At 45.0% G+C, this 22,357-nt stretch carries 30 protein-coding genes; 3 read left to right on the forward strand and 27 right to left on the reverse strand.

Annotated features, from left to right (window positions below):
- From ICN16_RS01620 to ICN16_RS01695, 16 genes are all read right to left on the reverse strand, one after another.
- Complete coding sequence (locus ICN16_RS01620) at positions 1-420, reverse strand: thioesterase family protein (RefSeq protein WP_216133299.1); 420 nt, start codon at positions 418-420, stop codon at positions 1-3.
- 17 nt (positions 421-437) lie between these two features.
- Positions 438-782 carry a TIGR01244 family sulfur transferase gene (locus tag ICN16_RS01625; protein ID WP_216133300.1) on the reverse strand — a complete coding sequence of 115 codons (345 nt, stop codon included), beginning with the start codon at positions 780-782 and terminating at the stop codon, positions 438-440.
- A gap of 59 nt (positions 783-841) precedes the next feature.
- Positions 842-1,273, reverse strand: a complete 432-nt coding sequence (locus ICN16_RS01630; protein ID WP_216133301.1) for a DUF6691 family protein — start codon at positions 1,271-1,273, stop codon at positions 842-844.
- Between the two features lie 3 nt (positions 1,274-1,276).
- Positions 1,277-1,714, reverse strand: coding sequence for a YeeE/YedE family protein (locus ICN16_RS01635; RefSeq protein WP_216133302.1), 438 nt, complete (start codon positions 1,712-1,714; stop codon positions 1,277-1,279).
- A gap of 24 nt (positions 1,715-1,738) precedes the next feature.
- Entirely contained in the window at positions 1,739-2,860 is a 1,122-nt protein-coding gene (locus ICN16_RS01640) for a YeeE/YedE family protein (RefSeq protein ID WP_216133303.1), read from the reverse strand.
- 21 nt (positions 2,861-2,881) lie between these two features.
- Entirely contained in the window at positions 2,882-3,196 is a 315-nt protein-coding gene (locus ICN16_RS01645) for a hypothetical protein (RefSeq protein ID WP_255533132.1), read from the reverse strand.
- Between the two features lie 60 nt (positions 3,197-3,256).
- A complete protein-coding gene (locus ICN16_RS01650) occupies positions 3,257-4,189 on the reverse strand; it encodes an MBL fold metallo-hydrolase (protein WP_216133304.1) in 933 nt (310 codons plus the stop codon).
- A 24-nt stretch (positions 4,190-4,213) separates the two neighbouring features.
- Positions 4,214-4,639 (reverse strand): DsrE family protein, encoded by a 426-nt coding sequence (locus ICN16_RS01655; RefSeq protein WP_216133305.1) that lies wholly within the window; start codon positions 4,637-4,639, stop codon positions 4,214-4,216.
- Positions 4,640-4,662: 23 nt separating this feature from the next.
- Positions 4,663-6,393, reverse strand: coding sequence for a thiosulfohydrolase SoxB (gene soxB, locus ICN16_RS01660; protein WP_216133306.1), 1,731 nt, complete (start codon positions 6,391-6,393; stop codon positions 4,663-4,665).
- A gap of 44 nt (positions 6,394-6,437) precedes the next feature.
- Positions 6,438-7,076 carry a sulfur oxidation c-type cytochrome SoxX gene (soxX, locus tag ICN16_RS01665; RefSeq protein WP_216133307.1) on the reverse strand — a complete coding sequence of 213 codons (639 nt, stop codon included), beginning with the start codon at positions 7,074-7,076 and terminating at the stop codon, positions 6,438-6,440.
- 19 nt (positions 7,077-7,095) lie between these two features.
- The gene (gene soxA / locus ICN16_RS01670) at positions 7,096-7,911 is read right to left on the reverse strand and encodes a sulfur oxidation c-type cytochrome SoxA (protein ID WP_216133308.1); all 816 of its coding nucleotides are present in this window, start codon (positions 7,909-7,911) and stop codon (positions 7,096-7,098) included.
- A 55-nt stretch (positions 7,912-7,966) separates the two neighbouring features.
- Positions 7,967-8,275 carry a thiosulfate oxidation carrier complex protein SoxZ gene (gene soxZ / locus ICN16_RS01675; protein ID WP_015421154.1) on the reverse strand — a complete coding sequence of 103 codons (309 nt, stop codon included), beginning with the start codon at positions 8,273-8,275 and terminating at the stop codon, positions 7,967-7,969.
- 58 nt (positions 8,276-8,333) lie between these two features.
- Positions 8,334-8,786, reverse strand: coding sequence for a thiosulfate oxidation carrier protein SoxY (gene soxY, locus ICN16_RS01680; protein ID WP_216133309.1), 453 nt, complete (start codon positions 8,784-8,786; stop codon positions 8,334-8,336).
- Between the two features lie 86 nt (positions 8,787-8,872).
- Entirely contained in the window at positions 8,873-9,952 is a 1,080-nt protein-coding gene (locus ICN16_RS01685) for a c-type cytochrome (protein ID WP_216133310.1), read from the reverse strand.
- Positions 9,936-11,291 (reverse strand): sulfite dehydrogenase, encoded by a 1,356-nt coding sequence (gene soxC / locus ICN16_RS01690; protein WP_370625610.1) that lies wholly within the window; start codon positions 11,289-11,291, stop codon positions 9,936-9,938. Before soxC ends, ICN16_RS01685 begins: the two co-directional genes overlap by 17 nt.
- Positions 11,292-11,371: 80 nt before the next feature.
- A complete protein-coding gene (locus ICN16_RS01695) occupies positions 11,372-11,713 on the reverse strand; it encodes a metalloregulator ArsR/SmtB family transcription factor (protein ID WP_216133312.1) in 342 nt (113 codons plus the stop codon).
- A 102-nt stretch (positions 11,714-11,815) separates the two neighbouring features.
- Here ICN16_RS01695 and modB point away from each other — a divergent pair, with 102 nt between their 5' ends.
- Both modB and ICN16_RS01705 read left to right on the forward strand, forming a co-directional pair.
- Positions 11,816-12,466 (forward strand): molybdate ABC transporter permease subunit, encoded by a 651-nt coding sequence (gene modB, locus ICN16_RS01700; protein ID WP_216133313.1) that lies wholly within the window; start codon positions 11,816-11,818, stop codon positions 12,464-12,466.
- On the forward strand, positions 12,466-13,575 hold the full coding sequence (locus tag ICN16_RS01705) for an ABC transporter ATP-binding protein (protein ID WP_216133314.1): 1,110 nt from the start codon (positions 12,466-12,468) through the stop codon (positions 13,573-13,575). The genes modB and ICN16_RS01705 overlap by 1 nt, the downstream gene beginning before the upstream one ends.
- 63 nt (positions 13,576-13,638) lie before the next feature.
- Here ICN16_RS01705 and ICN16_RS01710 read toward each other — a convergent pair whose 3' ends face one another.
- The 7 genes from ICN16_RS01710 to ICN16_RS01740 form a co-directional block, all read right to left on the reverse strand.
- A complete protein-coding gene (locus tag ICN16_RS01710; protein ID WP_216133315.1) occupies positions 13,639-13,854 on the reverse strand; it encodes a DUF2892 domain-containing protein in 216 nt (71 codons plus the stop codon).
- Between the two features lie 30 nt (positions 13,855-13,884).
- Complete coding sequence (locus ICN16_RS01715) at positions 13,885-14,862, reverse strand: sulfurtransferase (RefSeq protein WP_216133316.1); 978 nt, start codon at positions 14,860-14,862, stop codon at positions 13,885-13,887.
- Between the two features lie 13 nt (positions 14,863-14,875).
- Positions 14,876-15,475 (reverse strand): hypothetical protein, encoded by a 600-nt coding sequence (locus ICN16_RS01720; protein WP_216133317.1) that lies wholly within the window; start codon positions 15,473-15,475, stop codon positions 14,876-14,878.
- A 33-nt stretch (positions 15,476-15,508) separates the two neighbouring features.
- Positions 15,509-15,742, reverse strand: coding sequence for a hypothetical protein (locus ICN16_RS01725; protein WP_216133318.1), 234 nt, complete (start codon positions 15,740-15,742; stop codon positions 15,509-15,511).
- 19 nt (positions 15,743-15,761) lie between these two features.
- Positions 15,762-16,331, reverse strand: coding sequence for a YeeE/YedE thiosulfate transporter family protein (locus ICN16_RS01730; protein WP_216133319.1), 570 nt, complete (start codon positions 16,329-16,331; stop codon positions 15,762-15,764).
- A gap of 1 nt (position 16,332) precedes the next feature.
- Positions 16,333-16,857 (reverse strand): YeeE/YedE thiosulfate transporter family protein, encoded by a 525-nt coding sequence (locus ICN16_RS01735; RefSeq protein WP_216133320.1) that lies wholly within the window; start codon positions 16,855-16,857, stop codon positions 16,333-16,335.
- A gap of 152 nt (positions 16,858-17,009) precedes the next feature.
- The gene (locus ICN16_RS01740) at positions 17,010-17,594 is read right to left on the reverse strand and encodes a rhodanese-like domain-containing protein (protein WP_216133321.1); all 585 of its coding nucleotides are present in this window, start codon (positions 17,592-17,594) and stop codon (positions 17,010-17,012) included.
- 201 nt (positions 17,595-17,795) lie between these two features.
- Here ICN16_RS01740 and ICN16_RS01745 point away from each other — a divergent pair, with 201 nt between their 5' ends.
- Positions 17,796-18,104: a high-potential iron-sulfur protein gene (locus tag ICN16_RS01745; protein ID WP_216133322.1), complete on the forward strand. Its 309-nt coding sequence runs from the start codon at positions 17,796-17,798 to the stop codon at positions 18,102-18,104.
- 65 nt (positions 18,105-18,169) lie between these two features.
- On the opposite strand, the gene ICN16_RS01750 is transcribed toward ICN16_RS01745, so the two are convergent.
- From ICN16_RS01750 to purF, 4 genes are all read right to left on the reverse strand, one after another.
- Complete coding sequence (locus ICN16_RS01750; protein WP_216133323.1) at positions 18,170-18,886, reverse strand: Crp/Fnr family transcriptional regulator; 717 nt, start codon at positions 18,884-18,886, stop codon at positions 18,170-18,172.
- Positions 18,883-19,506, reverse strand: a complete 624-nt coding sequence (locus tag ICN16_RS01755) for a class I SAM-dependent methyltransferase (protein ID WP_216133324.1) — start codon at positions 19,504-19,506, stop codon at positions 18,883-18,885. The genes ICN16_RS01750 and ICN16_RS01755 overlap by 4 nt, the downstream gene beginning before the upstream one ends.
- Positions 19,507-19,536: 30 nt before the next feature.
- Positions 19,537-20,745 (reverse strand): O-succinylhomoserine sulfhydrylase, encoded by a 1,209-nt coding sequence (locus ICN16_RS01760; protein WP_216133325.1) that lies wholly within the window; start codon positions 20,743-20,745, stop codon positions 19,537-19,539.
- A 69-nt stretch (positions 20,746-20,814) separates the two neighbouring features.
- On the reverse strand, positions 20,815-22,353 hold the full coding sequence (gene purF / locus ICN16_RS01765; RefSeq protein WP_216133326.1) for an amidophosphoribosyltransferase: 1,539 nt from the start codon (positions 22,351-22,353) through the stop codon (positions 20,815-20,817).
- Positions 22,354-22,357: the final 4 nt, after the last annotated feature.

Raw genomic sequence — 22,357 nt, forward strand, 5'->3', positions numbered from 1 at the left:
CTAGCGCAGCTTATTGATCACGTGATCTGGCCAAGGTGACGATTTACCTGACTTCAGATCCACCCACACCATAGTAGCTCCACCAACCGCAGCCATCGAATCGGGCTCGGTAGTTAAAGCCATAGTTGTGAACACATCTAAGCTTGAGCGTCCAATATTGCCGATATACGTCTTTAGTATCAGCTCGCCAGGATAAGAAAGCTGTTGATGAAAATTACAAAAACCATTCATCATCAACATAGATTCATCGCCAGGGGCAACGCTATAACCAAGGGAAGTGATCCACTCCACCCTGGCCTGCTCCATGTAACGAAAGTACACCGTATTGTTGACGTGACCAAATGCATCCATGTCACCCCAACGAATTGGCATGTTCATTTGATGAACAAACTTTTTCTCTTCTGGGATCTCAATGCGCATAAGTTCTTAATGAAAGATTAGCGAACTTGTAGAGCCATTTGATACAAATTAGTAGAGCGGGCACCTGAACGGCAAAAGGCCAATATGGGACCAGGCATTGTTTTTAACAAACGCGCCATCTCAACAACTTGATCTTGTGTAAATGCACCGGGAATAACTGGCAAATAAGCGTAGTTCAAGCCTAGTGCTTCTGCTTGCGCTTGAATTTGCGCATTAGTAGGCTGATCTGGACCGCCTTCAAAATCGGGGCGATTATTGATTACGCTTTTGTAACCCTGTTTAACGATCTCAGCTAAGTGGCTTGGGTCGATTTGACCGAGCGTACCGAATTGATCGGTATGGCAAGCAATAGGAAGACTCATTTAGACCTCAAAAAGTAAAAAAGTATTTAAAAACTAATAACTTAGATTCTAAATCAGACTTACTTTTTATGGCCCGTAAAGAAGCGGTTGCAAATAGCCATGCCAGCCAGCATCGCCAATATGAAGACTAGAGCCTTGATGTGACCAGCTCCCAAGGCAACAATTGCGGGGCCAGGACAAAAACCAGCGATACCCCACCCTGCACCAAAAATCAGACTACCAATGATGAGAGGCTTGGAAATATCTCTTCTGGTGGGGATGTGGAGAGCGCCACCAAAAAAAGCCTCCGTACGCTTAGAGACCAAATAAAAGCCGCCTAAACCAACCAGAATTGCGCCGGCCATCACAAACATTAAGGATGGATCCCAGTTACCAGCAAGATCAAGAAAATTGAGAATCTTTTGGGGATTGCTCATGCCGGAAATGATCAGGCCGATACCAAATAAAACGCCAATCAAATATTGACTATAGAAATTGAAATGTCTTCTCATGATTTACAGACCCAACACATGGCGAACGACGAAGACCGTGAAAAATCCAGCGCTCATGAAAGAAATGGTGGCCACCAAAGATCTTGGAGATAAACGGGATAAACCACAAACACCATGCCCACTAGTGCAGCCAGAACCATAGTGGGCGCCAAAGCCGACTAGAAGGCCGGCAAGTATGATGGCCACCCAATCCGCATCAATTACTGTTGTGGTGTGCAGGTCAAGCAACAAGCTTGCCCAAAACGGTGCGCTTAGTAAACCTAATATAAGACTTAAGCGCCAATTAACATCGCCCTCTTTAGGCGTAAGCAGACCAGAAACGATTCCGCTGATCCCAAGGATGCGACCATGCAGAATCACATATAAGGCCGCAGCAATACCCAATAGCATTCCACCGAGAAATGCGGGGCCAGGTGTAAAAGCCAACCAATCTATCTGCATCTGATTTTTCTTAATATAAAAGGGTTAACTGCAGGGATTGGGAGCATTGCGTGACTCCAGATAACGTAGAGCCAAATATGCGCCAAAGATAAATCCTGGTAAGGCAAGTATTGAGCCGATCGCTAACGTAGAGATACCACTCAAGCCCTGGCCTACGGTGCAACCGAGTGCTGTCACGCCGCCAAAGCCCATCAGCGTAGCTCCAATCAAGTGATTGGCAGTGTCTTCTGTATTACGAAAGCTCTCCCAGCGAAAAGACTTAGTAAATATAGAAATACATGCTGAACCTAAAATCATCCCAATCACTGCGGCAATACCAACGGTGATGACCTTGGAAGTATCGCTGTACATCATTAGCCAATCCAAGGAGTAGGCATAAGGCGCAACGAAAGAAAGACTCTCCATTCGACCGGAGTTGGTGACTAAGAAGACCTCTGCTAGGGTATTTGGATCCTCGGCAACATAACCCAGGTTCCCGGATACCCACCATACGGCACAAATGGCGAGACCAACAAATATGCCTGCAAACAAATTTTCTGCCGTCCAAAAGGCCTTGCTTGCTAAAGCGTATGCAATAAAAGCAAAACCAATTATTAACCCGAGAGCTAAATGTAAGTTAGCTCGAGCAATGCCAGTGATTGGACTCAAAATACTTGGCAAATCTTGTGGCGTATTAAGTGCTACGAAAACAGAATCCAATGTATTGATGCGAATGACGCCAAGAAAGCCCTTCATAGTCATATAGGCGGATAGGCCGAGAACCATAAACACAACAATGGACTTCAGATTTCCACCGCCGATGCGAACCAGTGTTTTGCTCCCGCAACCCGAAGCTAGCACCATACCAAAACCAAATAGTGTGCTACCCACAATAGTAGATAGCCATAAGAACTTGCTGCCGGTATACATGCTCTTTAATGGATCAATCAAACCAAAATATGACATCAGCGCAAAACCAACAATAGCAACTCCAATGGCCAAGAACCATTGCTTCAAGCGACCCCAGCTAGACATAATAAAAATATCTGAAACTGCACCCATGCTGCAAAACCCAGTTTTCTGCATAACCGCACCAAGCAAAAAAGTAATTGCAAAGGTAGCAAGCAAAACGGATTTGCTAAGCGAGGAAATATCTACCGCATCCATAATCAAAAGTCTTTACTGAAATTATTTAAATTTATAAAACTGTTTATTGAGAAACGCTGTCACATCAGCCTCATCCTCAGGGAAAAGATCGAGACGGAGCTCTGTATTGCACATTGCAACCATCGACTTTAAATTCTGGAGATTTTTAACCTTGCTATCGCTACGCGTGTAGATCATGTCGCCATTACCAAAACCAGATTTCTTGGCATGGCAAGCGTAGCATTTCTGCTGATCAATTTTTTTGCCATTTGCCAGATCTGGCGTTGCGAAGGCAGATAAATGCAGTCCAAGGGATGCAAAAATGGCAATGCCGAGCTTTATCAGTGGTAATTTCATTTGAAATCAGTCATTTAGCGAAGTAAACGACTATTTTAAAGCCCAGACGACAAATCTGCCCTATTCCGCCTGAATTGAGAGGTAAACGTTATAGGCATTCATGCGGTTTGCAGCCCTAAATAAGGGCATTCCTTCGTATTCTGACCAATCAGCCTGCTGATAGGCCTCCTCGAAAGGATCCATATTTATAGCCGATTTGGTCATCGATTCACGTAAATACTTCAAATATTCTCTTGTAAAGCGGATATCTTCAGTTGGATTGCTTGAATAAGCGCCATGACCAGGAATCACGGTACTGGGGTTAAGCCCCTGAATTTCATCCAAAGCATGCAGCCACCCCCTGCTATCTGCATTACCCACAAAAGGAATGCGGCCACGGAAAACTAAATCTCCAGCAAAAAGCACCTTCTCTGATGGAACGTAAATAATCAAGTCTTCCGGAGCATGGGCGGGGCCTACCCTCCCAATCTTGAATTCAATTCCGCCGACTGTTAGCGTATAGCTTTGATCTATCCATACATCAGCCCCCATTAGCTTAGTCGAGGCATTCACCCAGGGGGCGAAATCAACACGGGAAGCAATTAGTCGCTGCTTAGCGGTTTCTGAGGAAATGTAATTTCTACCCTCGCCTTGAGCATAAATTTTTGCTCCAATTTTCCTGAACTCTTGCAGACCATAGACATGATCAGCATGGTAGTGAGTCACAATGACTGCGACTACTTTCTGAGGCGTGATCTTTTTGATTTCAGCAATCAGTTTCTTTGCGAGAACCGGCGAACCTAATGCGTCAACAACTACTACACCCTTAGGCGTAATAACAAACCCTGCATTAGAAATGAAATTCTGATTCTTGCTGCTACCCATTTCAGCAAGGCCTTGCACAAAATAGGTATGTGGCGCCACCTGGATAGGCTTAAGAATTAAATCATCTGAGGCATAAACCGTAGTTAGAGATAAGAAAATCGAGAAAGCAGCAAGAAGAAACGATCGCATCCGAATGGCTATCAAAGCAAAAAATTAAGGCTTTATATAAGCGAAATGATTTTGGTACTGAAGGTCAGCAACACGAACAACCCCGGACGGTGTGAAGTCAGTATCGAGAATAAATTGATCCTTCTTAAGATTGCGATTCTTTAAGGTAATCTCGCAGACCTCGAAACGCACTCCCCGTGACTTCAATGCGCCAACTAGGGGTGCATATTCAATTCCATTCTTCTTATCTTTTGCACCTTCCATCATGATGTCTACCCCATTGGCATGGGTAACAACAATGATCTTGGTTTGTGGAGATACATCCAAATGATTGCGGATATTACGCAGGCCTTTAATGCCCTGAGTCTCTGCATCATCAATGTGATAAACCACTTCAGTGGGACCGGCAGCATGAGTAGCTAAAGCAAAAAATGCAAAAGAGGCTGCGAGGCACTGAAGTAATTTTTTCATTGCGTATCTCCGAGTAATAAGTATTAGAGGGAAACCATTCCAGGATTATTTTTTACGCCTTTGATGATTGGCTCGTTTAGCTTCACAGCCTTTACAACCTTCACATCGCGCAAATGACGCTCGATTACATCCCAGATCGGCTCACCACCAGCATTTCTAGCCTCTTCACTAACCGGCGCCCAACCAGCAACTTTATAAGTCTTGCTTGGGTCAATGTCCTTACCATTTAAACGCATATCGCTAATGCGTTTACCTGCAGAGGCTGCAGGGTCGATGGTGTATTGCATACCACCGACACGAACCATATCGCCGCCCTGCTGGTAATACGGATCAGGGTTAAACAAGTTATCAGCAACGTCCTCAAGAATGGTCTTGATAGTCTCACCAGTCATATTGGTAACTGTTGTGTATGGATAGGTAATTGCAGTTTGATCCAATAGATTCTCACGGGTGATGGCCTGACCTGGCAATAAGCTTGTGCCCCAGCGGAAGCCTGGAGAGAATGCAATTTCTGCGTTCTTTTGAGCCATCAGTCCGTCCAAAATTAACTGGTCGAAGCTGCCATTGAAGTTGCCGCGACGATACAAAAGACCATCTGTAGTAGCTAACTTCTCATTCAACTTTGTCTCGTATGGAGCGCGAACTTTAGCGATCAACTTATTCATAGCCGGATCAGCCGAAATCATATTGGAGAAGATTGGGAAGAGTTTGTAGCGGAAATCTACTGGCTTGCCACCCTTCACATCAAAATCCAGCACGCCCAAGAACTTGCTATTTGAGCCTGCATTGGTAACCAAAGTAATGCCACCTGAATTCTTCACCTTGACTGGAATTGGTACGCCGTCATGCGTATGTCCACCCATGATTGCATCAAGACCACTTACACGTGATGCCATCTTCAAATCAACGTCCATACCGTTATGCGAAAGCAATACGACAACCTTTGCCCCCTTGGCCTTCACTTCATTAATTGTCTTTTGAAGATTCTCTTCCTGAATACCAAATGTCCAGTCAGGAGTGAAGTAACGTGGGTTGGCAATTGGCGTGTACGGGAATGCTTGACCAATGATGGCCACTTGAATCCCGTTTTGCACTTTCATTACGTAGGGATTAAATACAGAATCACCAAAGTCTGCGGTCTTAATATTTTGGGCAACAAAAGAAACCTTGCCCTTAAAATCGCCATTGACGATTTCCATTACGCGCTTCTCACCAAGAGTCATCTCCCAGTGAGGAGTCATGACATCAACACCCAACAGCAAGGCTGCATCAACCATGTCCTGGCCATTAGTCCAAAGCGCTGTACCGGAGCCCTGCCAAGTATCACCACCATCTAATAGCAATGCGCCTGGACGGCTGGATTTAATTTGCTTAATTAAGGTTGCCATATGGGCGAAGCCGCCCATCTTGCCGTAATTCTGTGCTGCAGCCACATAATCTAAATAAGTGAATGCATGCGCATCACGTGTGCCTGCAGCAATACCGTTAGCCTTGAGGAAGTACTCGCCAACCAAGTGCGGCGTCTTACCTTCTTGCGCGCCAATACCCAAGTTAACGTTAGGTTCGCGGAAATAGATTGGCAGGAGTTGCGCATGGCAATCCGTGAAATGCAGAAAGTGGACATTACCGAATTTCGGCAAGTCATAAAATTTTTGCGCAGTAGTTTGTGCGCTAGCAAAATTGGATTGCAAACTCATGCCACCAGCGGATGCGATAGCTAGCGCTTGTAAAAACTCACGACGATTTAAAGACATAGTATTTCCTTAAGAAAACAGGCCTTTCGGCCTGTTTAGATCTGTTATTTGTTTACAGGTGATTCTGGGTCAAGTAATAAAGCCATGACATCCTGAATTTGTTTCTCATTTAAGAGCTTGAAGTGGGCGATACGCGGCATATTGCTGCATGCGTTGTAAGCCTTTGCATTATTAATGCGGTTCCAAGTGTAAGTAATGACCTCAGGTGAGTAGCCACGCATTTTTCCGTAACCGGATAATGAAGGGCCAATCGTTCCATAGGAGATTTCTTTTGGATCGATTTGGTGACAGTTATAGCAGCCTCCACCGATCACAGTATCAGCCTTATCAGACCAGGTTGCGCCGCGACCGCTTTGGGCAATTTTTTCGCCATTCTTCCAGTCGCCGATGTACTTGCCATCTGACGGCTGTTGAATCGTGTCCATATTCATTTTCTGAATTTTTTCACGCATAGCCTCGCCCTGCTTGCTATTAGCAAATTGAGGATCTGAACAGAATTTCTGTGTCGCATCTTGATCAATACGATCCAAACCGGCAATGCCTTGAGCCCTAAAGCTGTCTTGCATCATCTTATTGAATTTAGGGTCATTTTTTTGCTGAGCAAGAGCAGGTGTCTGCACCAAGCCAGCAGCAAAAATAAATCCAGAAATAGCTAAGAGTTGTTTTAAGTGTGTCATTTTCATTTTCGTCGTCTCTTATCTATTAACGCTTCAAGCCAGGTGTTTCAACTGTGCCGCCATTAGCGTTCTTTGCCATATACATTGACAAAGCCATGGTGACATCAGAGCCATAGATTGGGAAAGGGAAACGTTGTTGACGATAGCAATCATTTAAACGTTGCTGCATTGTCCAAAACTGACCGCTAGAAACACGGTATGCAGGCCAGTAACCCCAACCTAAAGCAGCACCCTTTTGTTCCGTGATATTTGGTAAATCTTGCAAACGAATACGCTTTCCATTTTCGGAGTGGCAAGATGCGCATGAGAAGTCCATCGGTCCGCCCTGGAAGAAAAAGGCACGCTTGCCGAGGTCATACATTTCTTTTTCTTTTGGATGGGCAGTGCTTACCTTGATCTTGTCACCCTTAGACTGGGTTACAACGTAAGCAACAATTGCCTCCATGTCCTTCTTTGGACCCTTTTGGAATGGTGCATCAATCATCTCTTGCGGATCGCGACCTTGTAAAACTTGCATACAGGTCATCAAGCGGGATTCAAGATCCTGAACCTTGTTGGTATCTTTAAAGTAGCGCGGTAGTTGTGCTGCAGCGCCTTTAACTACGCCAGGACCTAAACCTAGATTACATTTTTCAAGCGTAGCGTTCTTGGGACCAGCTGGCTTTTTCCATAAATCTTCGCCCGCCGCCTCGTAAAGCTCTGAAGGATTTCCATCGGCAATCATCTCTCGATATTTAGCAATATCGTCAGTAGCACTTTTTTGTGCTGATACCGAAGATGTCATTGTTAGTAAAGTTGCCACTAAACCAGTAGCTAACCCTAAGGTCAATTTACGCTGCATTTCCTACCCTTTCAGAACCACGGAGGCGGTGATGATTTATTAAAGCAAAAAGCAATTAAGAAGCGGTTGCTTCGTCCGTGCGCTTGTCACCCTTGCTATCGTTCCAAGTTACAACAATCTTGTCACCTTTAGCACCCTTGTATTTAAAGTTCAAGAATGGATCCTTGGAAACTGCTGGACCAAATTGACCATTAAATACATCTTTGCCATTGGCTTTTACGTTGATTGTGCTGATAAACCATGCTGGAATAGTTTTGCCAGAAGCGTCTTTACGCTGGCCAGATTCCATATCATGTTTCATCAAAATTTTTACATCTACAGTACCGCCGTTTTCAGCAGCTCTTACGCGCATTGGATCAGCCATTTTGGTTCCTCTTTTAATCTATATATAAGTGAATCGTATTTATCTACTTGCTTCGGTATTAACCGCCGCAACCACCAAGGGTTACCTTGACTTCTTTAACAGTCATTAACCACTTGCCATCAGCTTTTACCAAGCCGTATACATTGGATGTTTGACCCATTTTGATACGGGTTGTTACAAATGAATCTGTACCAGCTGGGATAAAGAATTGAGCTGCCAATGAACTTGGGTTCTTTTCAACCAAGATGGCCATCTGCTCAGCCTTCACTGTAGAAGTAATTCCAACTGGAACCACCGCACCGTTTTCAGCGATATCTGGAGCGTTCAAAGTGACTGCAGATGATTTATCTGGACTACCAGCGCCCAAGATCTTAAATACATCATCAATACCCTTACCTTCAAAAGCGGCTTTATTCCACTCTTGAGCTTGAGCAGTGCTAATAAGACCTGCTGAAGCCATCAAGCCAAATACTGCTGAATACTTCAATAAACTACGACGCTGCTGATTCATAAAAACTCCTTTATTAATCTTTACTTCTATCAATTTATTACCTATTTTGCATTAAAACATGGTGGTTACTACTTAGTTGGCTATTTTTATTTGCCACCAGATAGCATCCACGTTACTAAAGTCTTGCGATCCTCATCCGAAAGCTGGGCTTGTGGTGGCATTGGAATGGAGCCCCATACACCAGCCCCTCCTGATTTCACCTTTGCCATTAGCTTATCCAACGCCCCGCTTTGACCATCATATTTCTTGGCAATATCAGTAATTGACGGGCCAACCAATTTTGCATTGGGCGCATGACAAGCAGAGCAATTCTCGCTTTGGAACAAAGCTGCTGGACCTTTTTTAGCGGCTGAATGCGTATCCTTAGCATGAGCTAAGCCCTCGCCCGCTGCGCCAGGCAATGCCTTTAACGGTGGCTTTGTTGAATCTGCGCCACGGTATGGGCCATACATGCGGTTTTGCTCTGCAATATTGTCATGTGCATTTCGAGCAAAGTCAGGCAATGTTGAGCCAATTTGGACAAATGGTACGCAGTTATGCATGCAAGAACTTCCATTAACGTCCGGCTTGTCCTTCACATTCCAGAAGCCATGCTTTGTGGTCATGCCATTACGATTCGGCATTTTGACCTCAGCGATATTTTTATCGCTCAGCACAAAATCATCAGGAACTATCTCGCCTAGACTCAAAATAAATGCAACAACGGCATAAGTATCGTCAGGAGTTAGTGATCTTGGCGCATTCCATGGCATCGCACGATAAATGTAATCCCACAATGTAGATACCGTAGGCACCTTCATGAGGGTTGTACGTTGCGGCTGCTTCATATCCTTTAATGAAGCCACCTTACCCGTCTTGACATCATCTTTAGTGGTGCCGCCAGCAATTGGAGTAAAGATCTCATTGGACTCTCCAAATGTGCCATGACAGCTCGCACACTTAGCCTCCCAAATGACCTGACCTTTTTCGACAGAGCCAGACCCTTTTGGCAAACCCTTAAAGTCAGGGCGAACGTCAATGTCCCAAGCGGCAACTTCTGCAGGGGTAGCGACTCTACCAATACCAGGAAATTTGGCTGAACCCGACTGTGCTAGTGCTTGTTGCGCAGTAATTGCGATGAGCGCCGCAACCCCTAGACCAACACTAAATTTATCCAACTTGAACATTGCTCACCTCGCCGTTTGAATCCAATTTCCATGATTGAATTGCATTGTTGTGATAAATCGATCGAGTCCCGCGAACATTGCGCAGAGTCTTGATCGAGGGTTGAATGTAACCAGTGTCATCCATTGCGCGTGATTGCAGAATCGCGGGAGAACCATCCCAAACCCAATCAATATTGAAGCGTGTAATTGACTTCGTAAGGACTGGAGTCTCTAGACGTGCAGTACGCCAGTTATTGCCGCCATCAAATGAAACATCAACACGTGTAATTTTTCCGCGGCCTGACCAAGCCATACCGCTTACGTTATAGAAACCTTTATCTAGCAACTGCTGACCACCTGATGGAGTGGTGATAACTGATTTACATTCCTGAATCGATGCGTACTGACGGTGTGTTCCGTCCGGCATAAGCTCAATATAGTGAACAGCCTCATCTTTTGCATTCCATGGCATATCGCCCACTTCCAGGCGACGCAACCATTTAACCCAGCTAACACCTTGCACTCCAGGGACAACTAAGCGCAACGGAAACCCATTTTCAGGACGCAACATCTCACCGTTCATAGCCCAAGCCACGATGGTGTCATTCAAGCAGCTCTCAAGATTGATGGTACGAGTCATGCCTGAACCGTCACCACCCTCAGCAAGCATGAACTTCCCTTTTTTGAGATCGGCACCGCACTCTTCCAACAATACTTTTAAAGGAACACCAGTGAACTCGCAGCAAGAAAGCATGCCGTGAGTGTACTGAACCGTTGGAACAGCAACGTTGCCCCACTCCAATCCAGTGTTTGCACCACACTCAATAAAGTGTGTGCGAGAAACGGACGGCAGGCGCATCAAATCATTCATTGTGAAAACACGCGGGTTTTTAACTAAACCATTCACCATTAAGCGATGGGTTTCAGGATTGAGGTTGTACCAACCTTGATGATGACGCTCAAAATGCAAACCATTTGGAGTGATTGTTCCAAACAATCCCTGCAATGGGGTAAAGGCAACGGAGGCAGCAGAGACTCGAGTTAAGCCTGGAGACTCGCGGCGAATCAGGTTTGATTCATAAATGGATGGAACTCCATAAGGCATAGTCGCCACATTCTTACCAAGAGTCGTTTGCCACTCTTGCTTTTCCAAGATCGCAGGATCGCCCTCGCCTGCAGCCATAGCTAGGGGGGCTGTTAAGCCAGCCGCTGCACCGCCTAGAGCAGACATAAAGCCCTTACGCAAGAAGCCTCTACGATTCTCATCCAAACCATTGGCATTGATGTCGGCAATAAGCTCTTGAGAAATAAAATGCTCAGGCGCCTTAACAAGGCGCGCCTGATTGGCTGGCTTTTCGATAGCGCCGATATCCTGCGCACTAATCTCTATTTGTTTTTTGGTCATGTGATCTCTACTTTGATGAATAGATACTTAAAAAATTAATGCAAACCTTCGGCAATTTTTGCGCACACCGTTTGGCACATTTCCACCGTAGCGTTATCCGCGATGGAGTAAAAAACAGTCGTACCCTCTTTGCGCCTCAGCAAAATTCCCGCCTTATGTAGCGCAGCAAGATGACGAGAAACGTTTGCCTGACTGGAGCCGCACAACTCAACAACTTCAGAGACTGACTTTTCACCACTACATACTGCATACATGATGCGCAGACGTGATGGCTCTGAAAGAACGCTGAAATAATCAGCAACGCGAGAGAAAACCTTCTCCATTGATTCCGGGGAAAGCTTATTGGTAGCCTTTTTGACTTTTGCTTTGATATTCACAGGTTTGAATTATATATGCGTGTATATGCATATTGGACACCGATGCTGCGAACACTTATATAGTGGGATACCCTAGCCCCTAAAGGCAATACAATCAAAAAAATGGATATTGATGCAATTCTGCTGTCCTTAAAGCTCGCTTTTTGGACGATGGCTCTGATGCTGCCATTTGGGGTATGGTCTGCCCACAAGCTAATTAAACTCAACAAAAGCAAACCCTGGTTTGAGGCTGCTCTAGCACTTCCATTAGTGCTCCCACCCACTGTTTTGGGCTACTACTTTCTAGTTTCATTTGGAAATGCCAGCATTTTCGGTTTTCCCCTTGTATTTTCATTTACGGGCATCCTTCTCGCCTCGTTGATTGTGAACATCCCATTTGCCATCCAACCCATCCAAAGGGCGTTTGAGGCTATCAACCCTGAAATTCGTGAGGCTGCCCAGGTAAGCGGTCTAAGCAATTGGCAAATCTTCCGCTTGATAGAGCTACCACTCTCTTGGCGAGGCATTACTGGAGCAGCCGCCCTTACCTTTGCACATACGCTTGGCGAGTTCGGTGTTGTCCTGATGGTTGGTGGCGCTATTCCAGGTGAAACAAAAACGGCGTCCATCGCCATTTATGACAAGGTGCAGAGTTTTGATACCTCGGGTGCTGGAACTATCGCACTCGTTCTCTTAGGCACATCCCTTGTGTGCATTGCGCTCTCCTATGGAATCTTTGGGCGCAACCCTAACCGTCGCAGAGGCATCAGCTAATGCTTAAGGTAAAGATTAGTCAAAACACCCCAAGTCCACTTCAGATCAGCCTGGAATGCGCGCCAGGCGACCTACATGCTTTAGTCGGCCCCTCGGGTAGCGGCAAAACTACGGCTCTTAGAACTATTGCCGGCTTAAATGCACCATCTAGAGGAAAAATTGAATGCAATGGAGAGGTCTGGTTTGAGACGGATGATCTTGGTGGCAAGGTCCGGCAGCTTTCGCCTGCGGAACGCTCATGTGGATTCTTATTCCAGCAGTACGCACTCTTTCCACATCTCAACGCATTAGGTAATGTGGCAATTCCTTTGCAAAATTCTGGTCTCAATACATTTGAACGCAAGAAAGTCAGCTTAGATCTACTGGATCGCATGGGTATAGCTGATCTTGCAGATAGGTTGCCACACCAGCTGTCTGGCGGACAGCAGCAACGTGTTGCCCTCGCTAGAGCCCTGGCCAGACAACCCAAAGTCTTACTATTGGATGAGCCATTTTCAGCAATTGACGCTCCAACACGTCAAGGCCTTTATAAGACCTTGGCACAGCTTCGAACAGACTTAAATATTCCCATGATCTTGGTAACGCATGACTTACGTGAGGCTGATTTATTGGCTGACCGGATTACCGTCATAGATCAGGGCATTAGTTTGCAAACTGCCGCGCCAAGAGTTTTATTTGAAAGGCCGAGGAATTCCCGAGTCGCAGAATTAGTTGGCATTAGCAATATGTTTCAGGGCGTATTTGACTCTGGTAGCTTGAGTTGGGATGGGTGCAACACGGTTTTTAGTGTTGCAGATAAAGGAAAGATTCCTCCCAAAGCACGTGTTGCCTGGGTTATTCCTCAGAGTGGCTTAAGTGTCCATAACAAACCGACTCAGACCAGCGTGCCTGCACTTGTTGAGAAGATGAGCGCGCTTGGTCAGATAGCTGTTATTCAGTTGCGAATTCAAGACAGTGAAAATACCGTTGAATGGGAGGCCTCTGCAGCCGAAGTCAACAGATTACAGATGCAGACTGGAGCACCAATGCATCTCGAGCTCGATGGAAATCAAATTCATATCATGCCTTTGCGACCCATTAATGATCCACGTCGCTTTGTTGATCAATAGAAATCAGATGCAAAATGCGCTTACTAGATTCCCATCCAAGCAAGCGCATCAATATAGGCGGAATTACTTAGAGCAACCGCCGCCGCCACAAGAACCGCTACCACTAGTATTGATTCCTAATAATGGATAGGCTGGGCAGAATCTAAACAGTCCTGTTGCCAAAGGAACAATGCCAATCCAAGCCCAAACACCAGTCGTTCCTGTAATAGCCAAACCAATTAGCACTAGTCCAACGACAATTCGTAACATGCGGTCAATACCGCCAACATTGCATTTCATATCAACATCCTTTTTAAAATTATGTACAGATTAGTTCAGAGATACACCTACCAATGGACGACCTTCTAAAGTCCAAAGGTATAAAGACCCATCATAGAGTTTGGTAGATTTATTACCAATCAACTCAGACATCACAAACCAACCACCAGCAGCCAAGTGACCGCTATTGCAATAGCTAATTGCAGGTGCCTTGGGATTAATACCGTTAGCAGCAAATAAGGAGTTATAGGTATTCTTATCCCAGAAATACAAGGCTCCTTTTGCTGGCTTTGCTAACAGCTCAGGAGCCAATTCTTTCGCTCCAGCGATATGGCCATAAGCACCCACATAATCACGCTTGCTAAGACCAAAATACTGAACGGGTTGACGAGCATCAATCAGGGTAGATTTACCTGTTTTTGAAGCCAATGCCACTTGCTCTGAATTGGCAATCAACTCTTTGCGCTCTGCTTTACCGAGCCAAGTTCCATTTGATTTAACGGATGGCGCAACAGAATAATCGCGGCCTTCAGAAAGCCAGCCTGCCATACCGCCATCCAATACGGCAATATTGTCCTCGCCGTAAACTTTAAATTGCCAATAAGCACGCAATGCCTCATCAATGTCAGATATATCCAGGCCAACCGGAACCAGAACAATTGGCTTATCAGAATTAATGCCTACTGACTGAATAATTTTTTCAAAGTCTGCTTTTTCAGGGATAAGATATTTGATCTTTTTTCCGTCAATCATTCTGTCGGCTCTGACTTTTTTGAAATCCAATAACGTTGAGTCCTGAATATGCCCGCCTACCTCAACCAAAAATTTCTTGCCAGTCTTTTTATCGACTTCAAATTCAGGGGCACGCGTATAGCTAGCAACATCGCCGCGAACTTCAAGTATCTGAACTTCTGATTGGTTAGCCGCCAACCACTCTGCGCTAACCACCGGACCAGGCAATGTCACAGCCTGAACAATTCCTATAAAGCTTGCGATGGCAATAGCCAGCCCTAATTGCATCTTTTTCATATGAACTCCTAGGTTAATTTGAAAGTAATAAATGCTGTGAAAGCCGATCTAATAAATCAATCTTGCTTTCTGTTAAAACGTGATGACTCTTCGAATCTAAAGCCATATTTAAATCGCCAAGCTCAATCTTGAGCTCACCAATTTTTTGGTCTCTGCCCAGGATTAACATTTCCATTTCTATAAAATATAGTTTTGTTAATGCACTGATCCAGCGTGCAATCGGCCCCATTCTGCCCTTTGTCGCCATATCAAAATTACGTAGCTCAGCGACTACCGATTTTGCTGATACAAACTTTTCACCAGTAACCCATTGATTGGTGGTGAATAGGCGAACTGGCAAACCTTGCTGATTTAACGCAATCCCAATGAGGTGATGGAAATCATGTCCACATCTCTTAAATAAGTGGAAATGACCATGCTCTCCATCCAGCATCTCATCTGCCGAGTGAGCGTGGTAATAAAATTCATAACCGCTTACTTCATCAACCAAGTCATTTGCTGGGTAATGATTCCACTCAATAAACTCTTTGGAGCCACACAACGCTACCTCACTAAGAGTTAAACCCTTCTTCGCGTAGCGCGTTTGGATACTGGCAATTTCTTGAGCAGCCAAACAGAGGGTGGATTGGATCAACACGTTAATGAATTATTCAGCTGATTTACGCTTTTTAGGGCCGCATGGGTTTGATGGGCCACAAGGATTAGCCGCCTTCTTTTTAGCGGGACCACATGGGTTGTTTGAGTCTTTTTTAGGGCCGCAAGGATTCTTTTGCTCGGCACCAGCTGGTGTTGTCGGAGCATCTGCTGCATTAGCCATTGGGGCTGATGCTAATCCTGCCAATGCTAACGCTAATGCAACTACAGTTGATTTTTTAGACATTATTTTTCCTTTTGAAGTATTAAATTTCTTGTGAGCTAACTGGGCCACGTGATTTCTTTTCCATCCAAGAACCCAAAGCGAATACACCAACCGCCGCAACTACCATGGCGACATCAATAGATAAAGTGGAAACGCTCAAGAGTTCTGGCAATGAATCGGCATTCGCAATTTCCCCAAGAGTGGTGAGCGATTCAATGCTTGGATAAATACCAGCGAATATAACTGTCCCAAGCAGTAATCCGATTAAGAAGATGCCGGCGTCAATACGACCGGACATGAGGCCAACCACTGAAGTCCCAGGGCAATAACCACCGATAGCAAAGCCTGCTCCAACAAAGGCACCACCTAAGGCAGCAGCCCCTAAAAATGATGGCGGAACAAAAAGGCTACCACCCTCTACAAATCCAGCTTTTTCTAAAATGAGAAGTCCGACTGCAGCAAATACGATTGCAGTAAACATGACTTTAAATACAGACCAATCTGTCAAACGAAATTGGCCTGTTAATTTATTAGGGTTGCCAAAACCAGCACGCTCGAGCACAAAACCAAAGGCTCCACCAAGTAATAAACCCGAAAGAATAGCTTCCATCTTATTTCTCCTCTTTCATAAAGCGACTAGCCAATAAACCAACTGCAAAGAACGCACCTAAAAATGTGAACCCAGCAAGGCTAAGCACGGCTGCGCCTGAAAGGCCTAAGCCACTGGTGCAGCCCGCAGCAATACGCGCACCAAAGCCAGCCAACAATCCACCAAATAAAGCCGTTAATGGGCGCTTGGATCCGCCTAAGAAACGCTTACCATCCAACTTCACCGCGATTCGTCCCGCAAGAAATGCTGAAAGTAATGCGCCCAGGGCAACACCTATAACTTGCCAGCTAATCCATGCATCCAGTGGTCTACCCTCTTCAACCATGCCACCCAAATAGTCATTGGCATTTGTGGCTGCTGGCAATAAATACATTCCAAACCATGCTGTTAGGCGTGTCGTGAATCCGGTCGCACCCAAGCCATGACCGGTAATAACAAATGTTGATAAAAGCACAATACCAAGCAGAATTCCAGCAATCAGCGGATTCCAGTATGGAGCTGGACAATTTTGAACTTTTTGATTCATCTTCCAATAGCCTCATTTAAGGTATTAATAATATATTTAATTATATATTATTACTGAGCAATTTCCAAGTCAAGATAGATAAAGCGGAATATTTGATGTAGATCAAAAAAATGGGGCTATAAGCCCCAAATCTTTAATAAGAAAGCTGGATCCTAGAATTCACCCTTGACTGTAGTTAAGCCTAGAGCATCCCAATCGAGCATGCGGCCACGGTAGTAGTAAATCTTAGTAGCGGGAAAGCCATCACGAACCATAGCAGCTATTGCCATTGGACTTTGTGGACAAACCGGGCCATTACAGAAGGCATATACCTTCATCGCTTTAGAACAATCCCATTTTGTGGATCCGGCAGCTGGCTTCTTGCACCCCAGCTCATCCATGCGCATAGCAACTTCGGTATAAGGAATACCGACAGATCCTGGAATAGTACCTTTAACGCGATCATCAATGACGCGCATATCTACAACAATCGATCCCTTGTCATTCAGTGCATTCAAGACATCAATCTCATCTACCGGCACAACCCCCTTAATTGGAATTAATGGCTGTAACCAACCCTTATTCTTGGCACACGAGGTCATTACGCGGGTAATTTCAACTGGACCCTTGGGTGTGCTCACTACAAACTTAGTTGATTTATCAATAATTTGAAGCAATTCAGGGTTTGATTGAGGGGTTGATTGAGCAAAAATAAGTGCCGAAAACAAGCTTAGACTAAAAAATAGTAACTTTTTCATAAAACCTCATCTGATTGATTGGAGGCAAAAATAGCGTTTTAAATGCTTATATACGCATTAATGCATAGAGTTCCAGTTTCGCCCTTCAATTGGCATAACTTAATACAGAGAAACCCCTATTGATGGCCTTTATAGCAGTATTATCATGCCTGGAAGTTAGCAATTATTGCTACCCAAGATCCCTTAAATAATGGAGTTTCAATGAAAAATAGTCGTCGCCAATTCATGATTTTGTCTGCTGCTGGTGCTTGTACATTGGCTTTGAACGGTAAAGTTCAAGCTCAAGCAATGGTTTCTGAAACCGATCCACAAGCCGCTGCTTTGGGTTACAAAGCTGTTGCCACATCAGTTGATAAAGCAAAGTATGCAAAATACGCAGCTGGTCAAGAGTGCGATAACTGCGCTTTGTTCCAAGGCAAAGTTGGTGATGCGACCGGCGGCTGCTCTTTGTTTGGCACTAAGAAAGTTGCTGGCAAAGGCTGGTGCTCTGCTTATGCTAAAAAGGCTTAATGCCAAATTAGCTTTGGTATTGAATAAAAAAAGCTGCTTCGGCAGCTTTTTTATCGCCTAACACTTTATGCGCTAGCTTGTGAGAACGCTTTTAGCTTCTCAATACTGGGTATTTGAATGCTCAGGCGTGAAACATTTGAAATGATTCCCTGGTCAGCCATAGAAGCTAAAGCCCTGCTAATAGTCTCAAATTTCACATCCATCATGAGACCCATATCTTCACGCTTAAATAAAGGTGCAACAGCCATATCACCAGAAATTTTTGCCACCCTTAAAAAGAAGCGTGCAAGCCGGACTTCAATTCGCCCTGTATTGATTTCAGAAAACCAAGATTCCGATTGAGCAAGCGCCTCACCCCATTTTTTAACAATCTGGCGATGCAGACGGGGAGACTCCTCACCCAAAGAGGAAATAATTTTCTTGGGAATGCGGCAGAGATGAATATTAGACAGTGCTGCAGCTGAATGGGTGTATGAATCGCCCAACAATGCTTCCATCCCAAATAGATCGCCAGGGACGACTAGACGGACAATTCTTCCAGAGCCATCGGAATTAATGTGAAGCAATTTGATATACCCATCCCTTAGGGTATAAACATATTCAGCCGTATCGCCTTGGGTATAAATTCCGGAGTTAGCCTCAAATCTTAAATCATCAATCGGCTCATGGATCTTAGAAAAGTCCTCTTCATTGAGCTCAGCAAAAAGTACCGAGCTTCGTATCGAGCAAGCATTGCAATCGCTATTACCTTGCCAAGCACTTTTTATTTCGATGGTCTTCATGCGCTTTTTTTAGCAACCATACCGAGTAAGGCTGACATGCCAGTATGTCTAGCACCCTCTGTCAGCATCTTTTCGTAGCACTCTAGATCAAGAATTTCAAATCCTTGGCTGAGCTCACGAATCATTTCTTCCGTATAAAGATGCTCTAACAGTGATGGGCCACCTGTTTTGTATTCCAGTTGCTTTGGGGTGTAGCCTTGAAGAATAAATATGCCACCAGGTTTCAAAGCCTGGTGTACTTGCTTGAAAATCCTGGCGCGCATTTCAGGATCAGCAAATTGGATGAAGATGCCAATAACCGCATCATAAGCATTCTCCCGCCAATCAAAACCATCTGTATCGCAGAGGCTATATTGGATATTGACGTGGTTTTCACGAGCAAACTGATTGGCCTTAGCTAGAGCAATATCTGAAACATCAAAGCCCGTAACATGCATTCCCTGCTTGGCAAGCCAGACTCCATTACGCCCTTCTCCATCTGCAATGCAAAGAACGGAAGCATTAGGCTTTAGATATTGAGATGCTTGCTCAACAAGATATTCATTTGGCTCCTTGCCAAAGATGAACTCTTCTTTATTGAAACGTTCATTCCAGAACTGGGTGGAATCTGCAAAGCTCATGGATTATTTGATCTTAGAGAGATAAAAGCTTTACTTCTTCAATCCACCGATGAGGTCATTCTTTAAATCAATGACATTCTCCAAGCCAACAGCAATGCGAACGAGGCCATCAGTGATGCCTGCAGCCTTACGCGCTTCTGGAGTAACGCGGCAGTGAGTCGTAGTTGCAGGATGCGTAATGGTTGTGCGGGTGTCGCCCAAATTTGCGGTGATTGAGCAAAGCTTGGTTTGATTGATGAGCTTGAATGCAGCCTTCTTGCCGCCTTTTAGAGTGAAAGACAAGATGGCACCACCAGCTTTTTGTTGGCGCTTAGCCAGAGCATGCTGGGGATGTGACTTCAGACTAGGATGATAGACACGCTCAACCCCTGGCTGCTTTTCTAACCACTGAGCAATTTCTAAGGCGTTCTGACTCTGCTGCTTCATGCGCAACTCGAGAGTTTCCAAACCTTTCAAGAATACCCAAGCATTAAACGCTGAAAGTGTTGGTCCAGCTGTTCTTACGTAGGGAAATACTTTGCCCATGATGAAGTCATTGCTGCCCACAATAGCACCGCCAACCACTCTGCCCTGACCGTCTAAATACTTGGTTGCCGAATGAATGACTACATCAGCCCCTAATGCTAAAGGTCTTTGCAAAGCTGGTGTGCAGAAGCAGTTATCGACCGCAAACAGAGCTTTTGCCTTTTTTGCAATCTTAGAAATAGCTTTGATGTCTGCAATTTCAGTTAATGGATTAGAAGGCGTTTCCAAATAAAACAACTTGGTATTTTCTTGGACGGCATTCTGCCAAGCCTTGGTATCAGCTAAATCAACATATGTTGTTGTGATACCAAAGCGTCCCAAAATATTGCTAAACAACTGGATGGTTGCTCCAAATACAGAGCGAGAGCAAACTACGTGATCTCCCGCTTGTAGATGAGACATAGCCATTGTCAAGATGGCAGCCATACCGGAAGATGTTGCAATGCAAGCCTCACCACCCTCTAGTGCAGCAAGGCGATCTTGAAACATGCTTACTGTTGGGTTGGTAAAACGGGAATAAATAAAACCTTGGTCTGCATGAGCAAATCCATCGGCAGCTAACTCAGCGCTATCAAAGCAAAAGCTGGAAGTTAGGAACATTGCCTCTGAATGCTCTTGATATTCAGCGGTGCGACGAGTTCCAGCACGAACCGCTAAGGTTTCGAGCGCAAGCTTGGAGAAGTCTGGTTTTTTACGGGTAGTTTTACTCTTCATGATGCTATTTTGACACCGAAATGAAGAATTGCCTCAGACACGCAGGTCTGAGGAACTCGATCGTTGTTTTTAGTCTTCTGTAGCTAGATGCAAGTGCAATTGTGAGCGGGCAAAGTCACTAGAATCCCGTTGACGATCAGCTTTGGCTTCAGAAGTATTGCGAGCCGCTTCTAAAGCATCCAAGTAGGATTCGTTGATATCGCCAGTAATGTAATGACCATCGAAACAGGAGGCTTCAAAGTGCTGGATATTGGGATTAATGTCCTTCACAGCCTGCTTCATATCTTCAACGCTTTGATAAATCAGCTGATCAGCACCAATCATCTTGTTAATCTCTTCATCGGTGCGACCGTAAGCCACTAATTCGCTACGAGTTGGCATATCAATGCCGTAGACATTTGGGAAGCGTACTGGAGGAGCTGCAGAAGCAAAAATAACTTTCTTAGCACCGGACTCACGTGCCATCTGCACGATCTCAAATGAAGTTGTGCCGCGAACAATGGAGTCATCCACAATCAACACAGTCTTATCTTTGAATTCAATACGCATGGCATTGAGTTTCTGGCGTACTGATTTTTTGCGAACTGCTTGCCCTGGCATGATGAAGGTTCTACCAATATAGCGATTCTTAAAGAAGCCTTCACGGTAATCAACACCCAGGCGCTTTGCGACTTGCATCGCAGCCGGACGACTCGAATCCGGAATCGGCATCACAACATCAATCTCACCCGGAATCGTTTCTTTACGAATCTTCTCTGCAAGGTAATCACCCATACGCATACGTACGTTGTAGACCGTTACTCCATCAATTGTTGAGTCTGGACGAGCCATATATACGTACTCAAAAATACAAGGTGTTAGAACTGCATCAGCCACACATTGACGCGAGGAGAAATTACCATCCAAATCAATATAGATTGCCTCACCAGGATTAACATCACGCACAAAAGTAAAGCCAAGACCATCAAGCGCAACAGACTCAGAGGCAATCATCCACTCTGGACCCTTAGGTGTATCAATACGTCCAATACAAAGAGGACGAATGCCGAATGGATCACGGAACGCTAATAAACCATAACCAGCTATCAAAGAGACGACAGCATATGAACCCTTAACACGCTTGGTTACCTCAGTAACCGCCTTAAACATCGCACTCTCGTCTAATGCAGCACTATTGGTTTCTTTTTGTAGCTCATCTGCCAATACATTTAATAGAACTTCAGTATCCGAACTGGTGTTGATATGTCGACGATCGCGATAAGCCATCTCAACACGCAGGCTAGCCGCATTAGTAAGATTGCCGTTGTGCGCCAAAATAATTCCATATGGCGCGCTAACATAAAAAGGCTGAGCCTCCTCTTCGCTACTAGCTGAGCCTGCAGTTGGATAACGCACTTGGCCAATACCAGCATTGCCAATCAAACTGCGCATATTGCGAGTTCTAAATACATCTCGCACCAAACCATTTGCCTTATGCATCGTGAATGAGTTGCCATTCATCGTTGCCATACCGGCAGCATCTTGCCCGCGATGTTGCAAGAGCAACAAAGCGTCATATATCAGTTGATTAACTGGGGAGTGGGAAACTGTTCCAACGACGCCGCACATATGC

The sequence above is a fragment of the Polynucleobacter sp. es-MAR-4 genome, from assembly GCF_018882055.1.
Classification (GTDB): domain Bacteria; phylum Pseudomonadota; class Gammaproteobacteria; order Burkholderiales; family Burkholderiaceae; genus Polynucleobacter.

Excerpts from the sequence above, each read along its gene's own strand:
- ICN16_RS01620 (WP_216133299.1), bottom strand. The coding sequence starts at position 420 with ATGCGCATTGAGATCCCAGAAGAGAAAAAGTTTGTTCATCAAATGAAC.
- ICN16_RS01625 (WP_216133300.1), bottom strand. The coding sequence starts at position 782 with ATGAGTCTTCCTATTGCTTGCCATACCGATCAATTCGGTACGCTCGGT.
- ICN16_RS01630 (WP_216133301.1), bottom strand. The coding sequence starts at position 1,273 with ATGAGAAGACATTTCAATTTCTATAGTCAATATTTGATTGGCGTTTTA.
- ICN16_RS01635 (WP_216133302.1), bottom strand. The coding sequence starts at position 1,714 with ATGCAGATAGATTGGTTGGCTTTTACACCTGGCCCCGCATTTCTCGGT.
- ICN16_RS01640 (WP_216133303.1), bottom strand. The coding sequence starts at position 2,860 with ATGGATGCGGTAGATATTTCCTCGCTTAGCAAATCCGTTTTGCTTGCT.
- ICN16_RS01645 (WP_255533132.1), bottom strand. The coding sequence starts at position 3,196 with ATGAAATTACCACTGATAAAGCTCGGCATTGCCATTTTTGCATCCCTT.
- ICN16_RS01650 (WP_216133304.1), bottom strand. The coding sequence starts at position 4,189 with ATGCGATCGTTTCTTCTTGCTGCTTTCTCGATTTTCTTATCTCTAACT.
- ICN16_RS01655 (WP_216133305.1), bottom strand. The coding sequence starts at position 4,639 with ATGAAAAAATTACTTCAGTGCCTCGCAGCCTCTTTTGCATTTTTTGCT.
- soxB (WP_216133306.1), bottom strand. The coding sequence starts at position 6,393 with ATGTCTTTAAATCGTCGTGAGTTTTTACAAGCGCTAGCTATCGCATCC.
- soxX (WP_216133307.1), bottom strand. The coding sequence starts at position 7,076 with ATGAAAATGACACACTTAAAACAACTCTTAGCTATTTCTGGATTTATT.
- soxA (WP_216133308.1), bottom strand. The coding sequence starts at position 7,911 with ATGCAGCGTAAATTGACCTTAGGGTTAGCTACTGGTTTAGTGGCAACT.
- soxZ (WP_015421154.1), bottom strand. The coding sequence starts at position 8,275 with ATGGCTGATCCAATGCGCGTAAGAGCTGCTGAAAACGGCGGTACTGTA.
- soxY (WP_216133309.1), bottom strand. The coding sequence starts at position 8,786 with ATGAATCAGCAGCGTCGTAGTTTATTGAAGTATTCAGCAGTATTTGGC.
- ICN16_RS01685 (WP_216133310.1), bottom strand. The coding sequence starts at position 9,952 with ATGTTCAAGTTGGATAAATTTAGTGTTGGTCTAGGGGTTGCGGCGCTC.
- modB (WP_216133313.1), top strand. The coding sequence starts at position 11,816 with ATGGATATTGATGCAATTCTGCTGTCCTTAAAGCTCGCTTTTTGGACG.
- ICN16_RS01705 (WP_216133314.1), top strand. The coding sequence starts at position 12,466 with ATGCTTAAGGTAAAGATTAGTCAAAACACCCCAAGTCCACTTCAGATC.
- ICN16_RS01710 (WP_216133315.1), bottom strand. The coding sequence starts at position 13,854 with ATGAAATGCAATGTTGGCGGTATTGACCGCATGTTACGAATTGTCGTT.
- ICN16_RS01715 (WP_216133316.1), bottom strand. The coding sequence starts at position 14,862 with ATGAAAAAGATGCAATTAGGGCTGGCTATTGCCATCGCAAGCTTTATA.
- ICN16_RS01725 (WP_216133318.1), bottom strand. The coding sequence starts at position 15,742 with ATGTCTAAAAAATCAACTGTAGTTGCATTAGCGTTAGCATTGGCAGGA.
- ICN16_RS01730 (WP_216133319.1), bottom strand. The coding sequence starts at position 16,331 with ATGGAAGCTATTCTTTCGGGTTTATTACTTGGTGGAGCCTTTGGTTTT.
- ICN16_RS01735 (WP_216133320.1), bottom strand. The coding sequence starts at position 16,857 with ATGAATCAAAAAGTTCAAAATTGTCCAGCTCCATACTGGAATCCGCTG.
- ICN16_RS01740 (WP_216133321.1), bottom strand. The coding sequence starts at position 17,594 with ATGAAAAAGTTACTATTTTTTAGTCTAAGCTTGTTTTCGGCACTTATT.
- ICN16_RS01745 (WP_216133322.1), top strand. The coding sequence starts at position 17,796 with ATGAAAAATAGTCGTCGCCAATTCATGATTTTGTCTGCTGCTGGTGCT.
- ICN16_RS01750 (WP_216133323.1), bottom strand. The coding sequence starts at position 18,886 with ATGAAGACCATCGAAATAAAAAGTGCTTGGCAAGGTAATAGCGATTGC.
- ICN16_RS01755 (WP_216133324.1), bottom strand. The coding sequence starts at position 19,506 with ATGAGCTTTGCAGATTCCACCCAGTTCTGGAATGAACGTTTCAATAAA.
- ICN16_RS01760 (WP_216133325.1), bottom strand. The coding sequence starts at position 20,745 with ATGAAGAGTAAAACTACCCGTAAAAAACCAGACTTCTCCAAGCTTGCG.
- purF (WP_216133326.1), bottom strand. The coding sequence starts at position 22,353 with ATGTGCGGCGTCGTTGGAACAGTTTCCCACTCCCCAGTTAATCAACTG.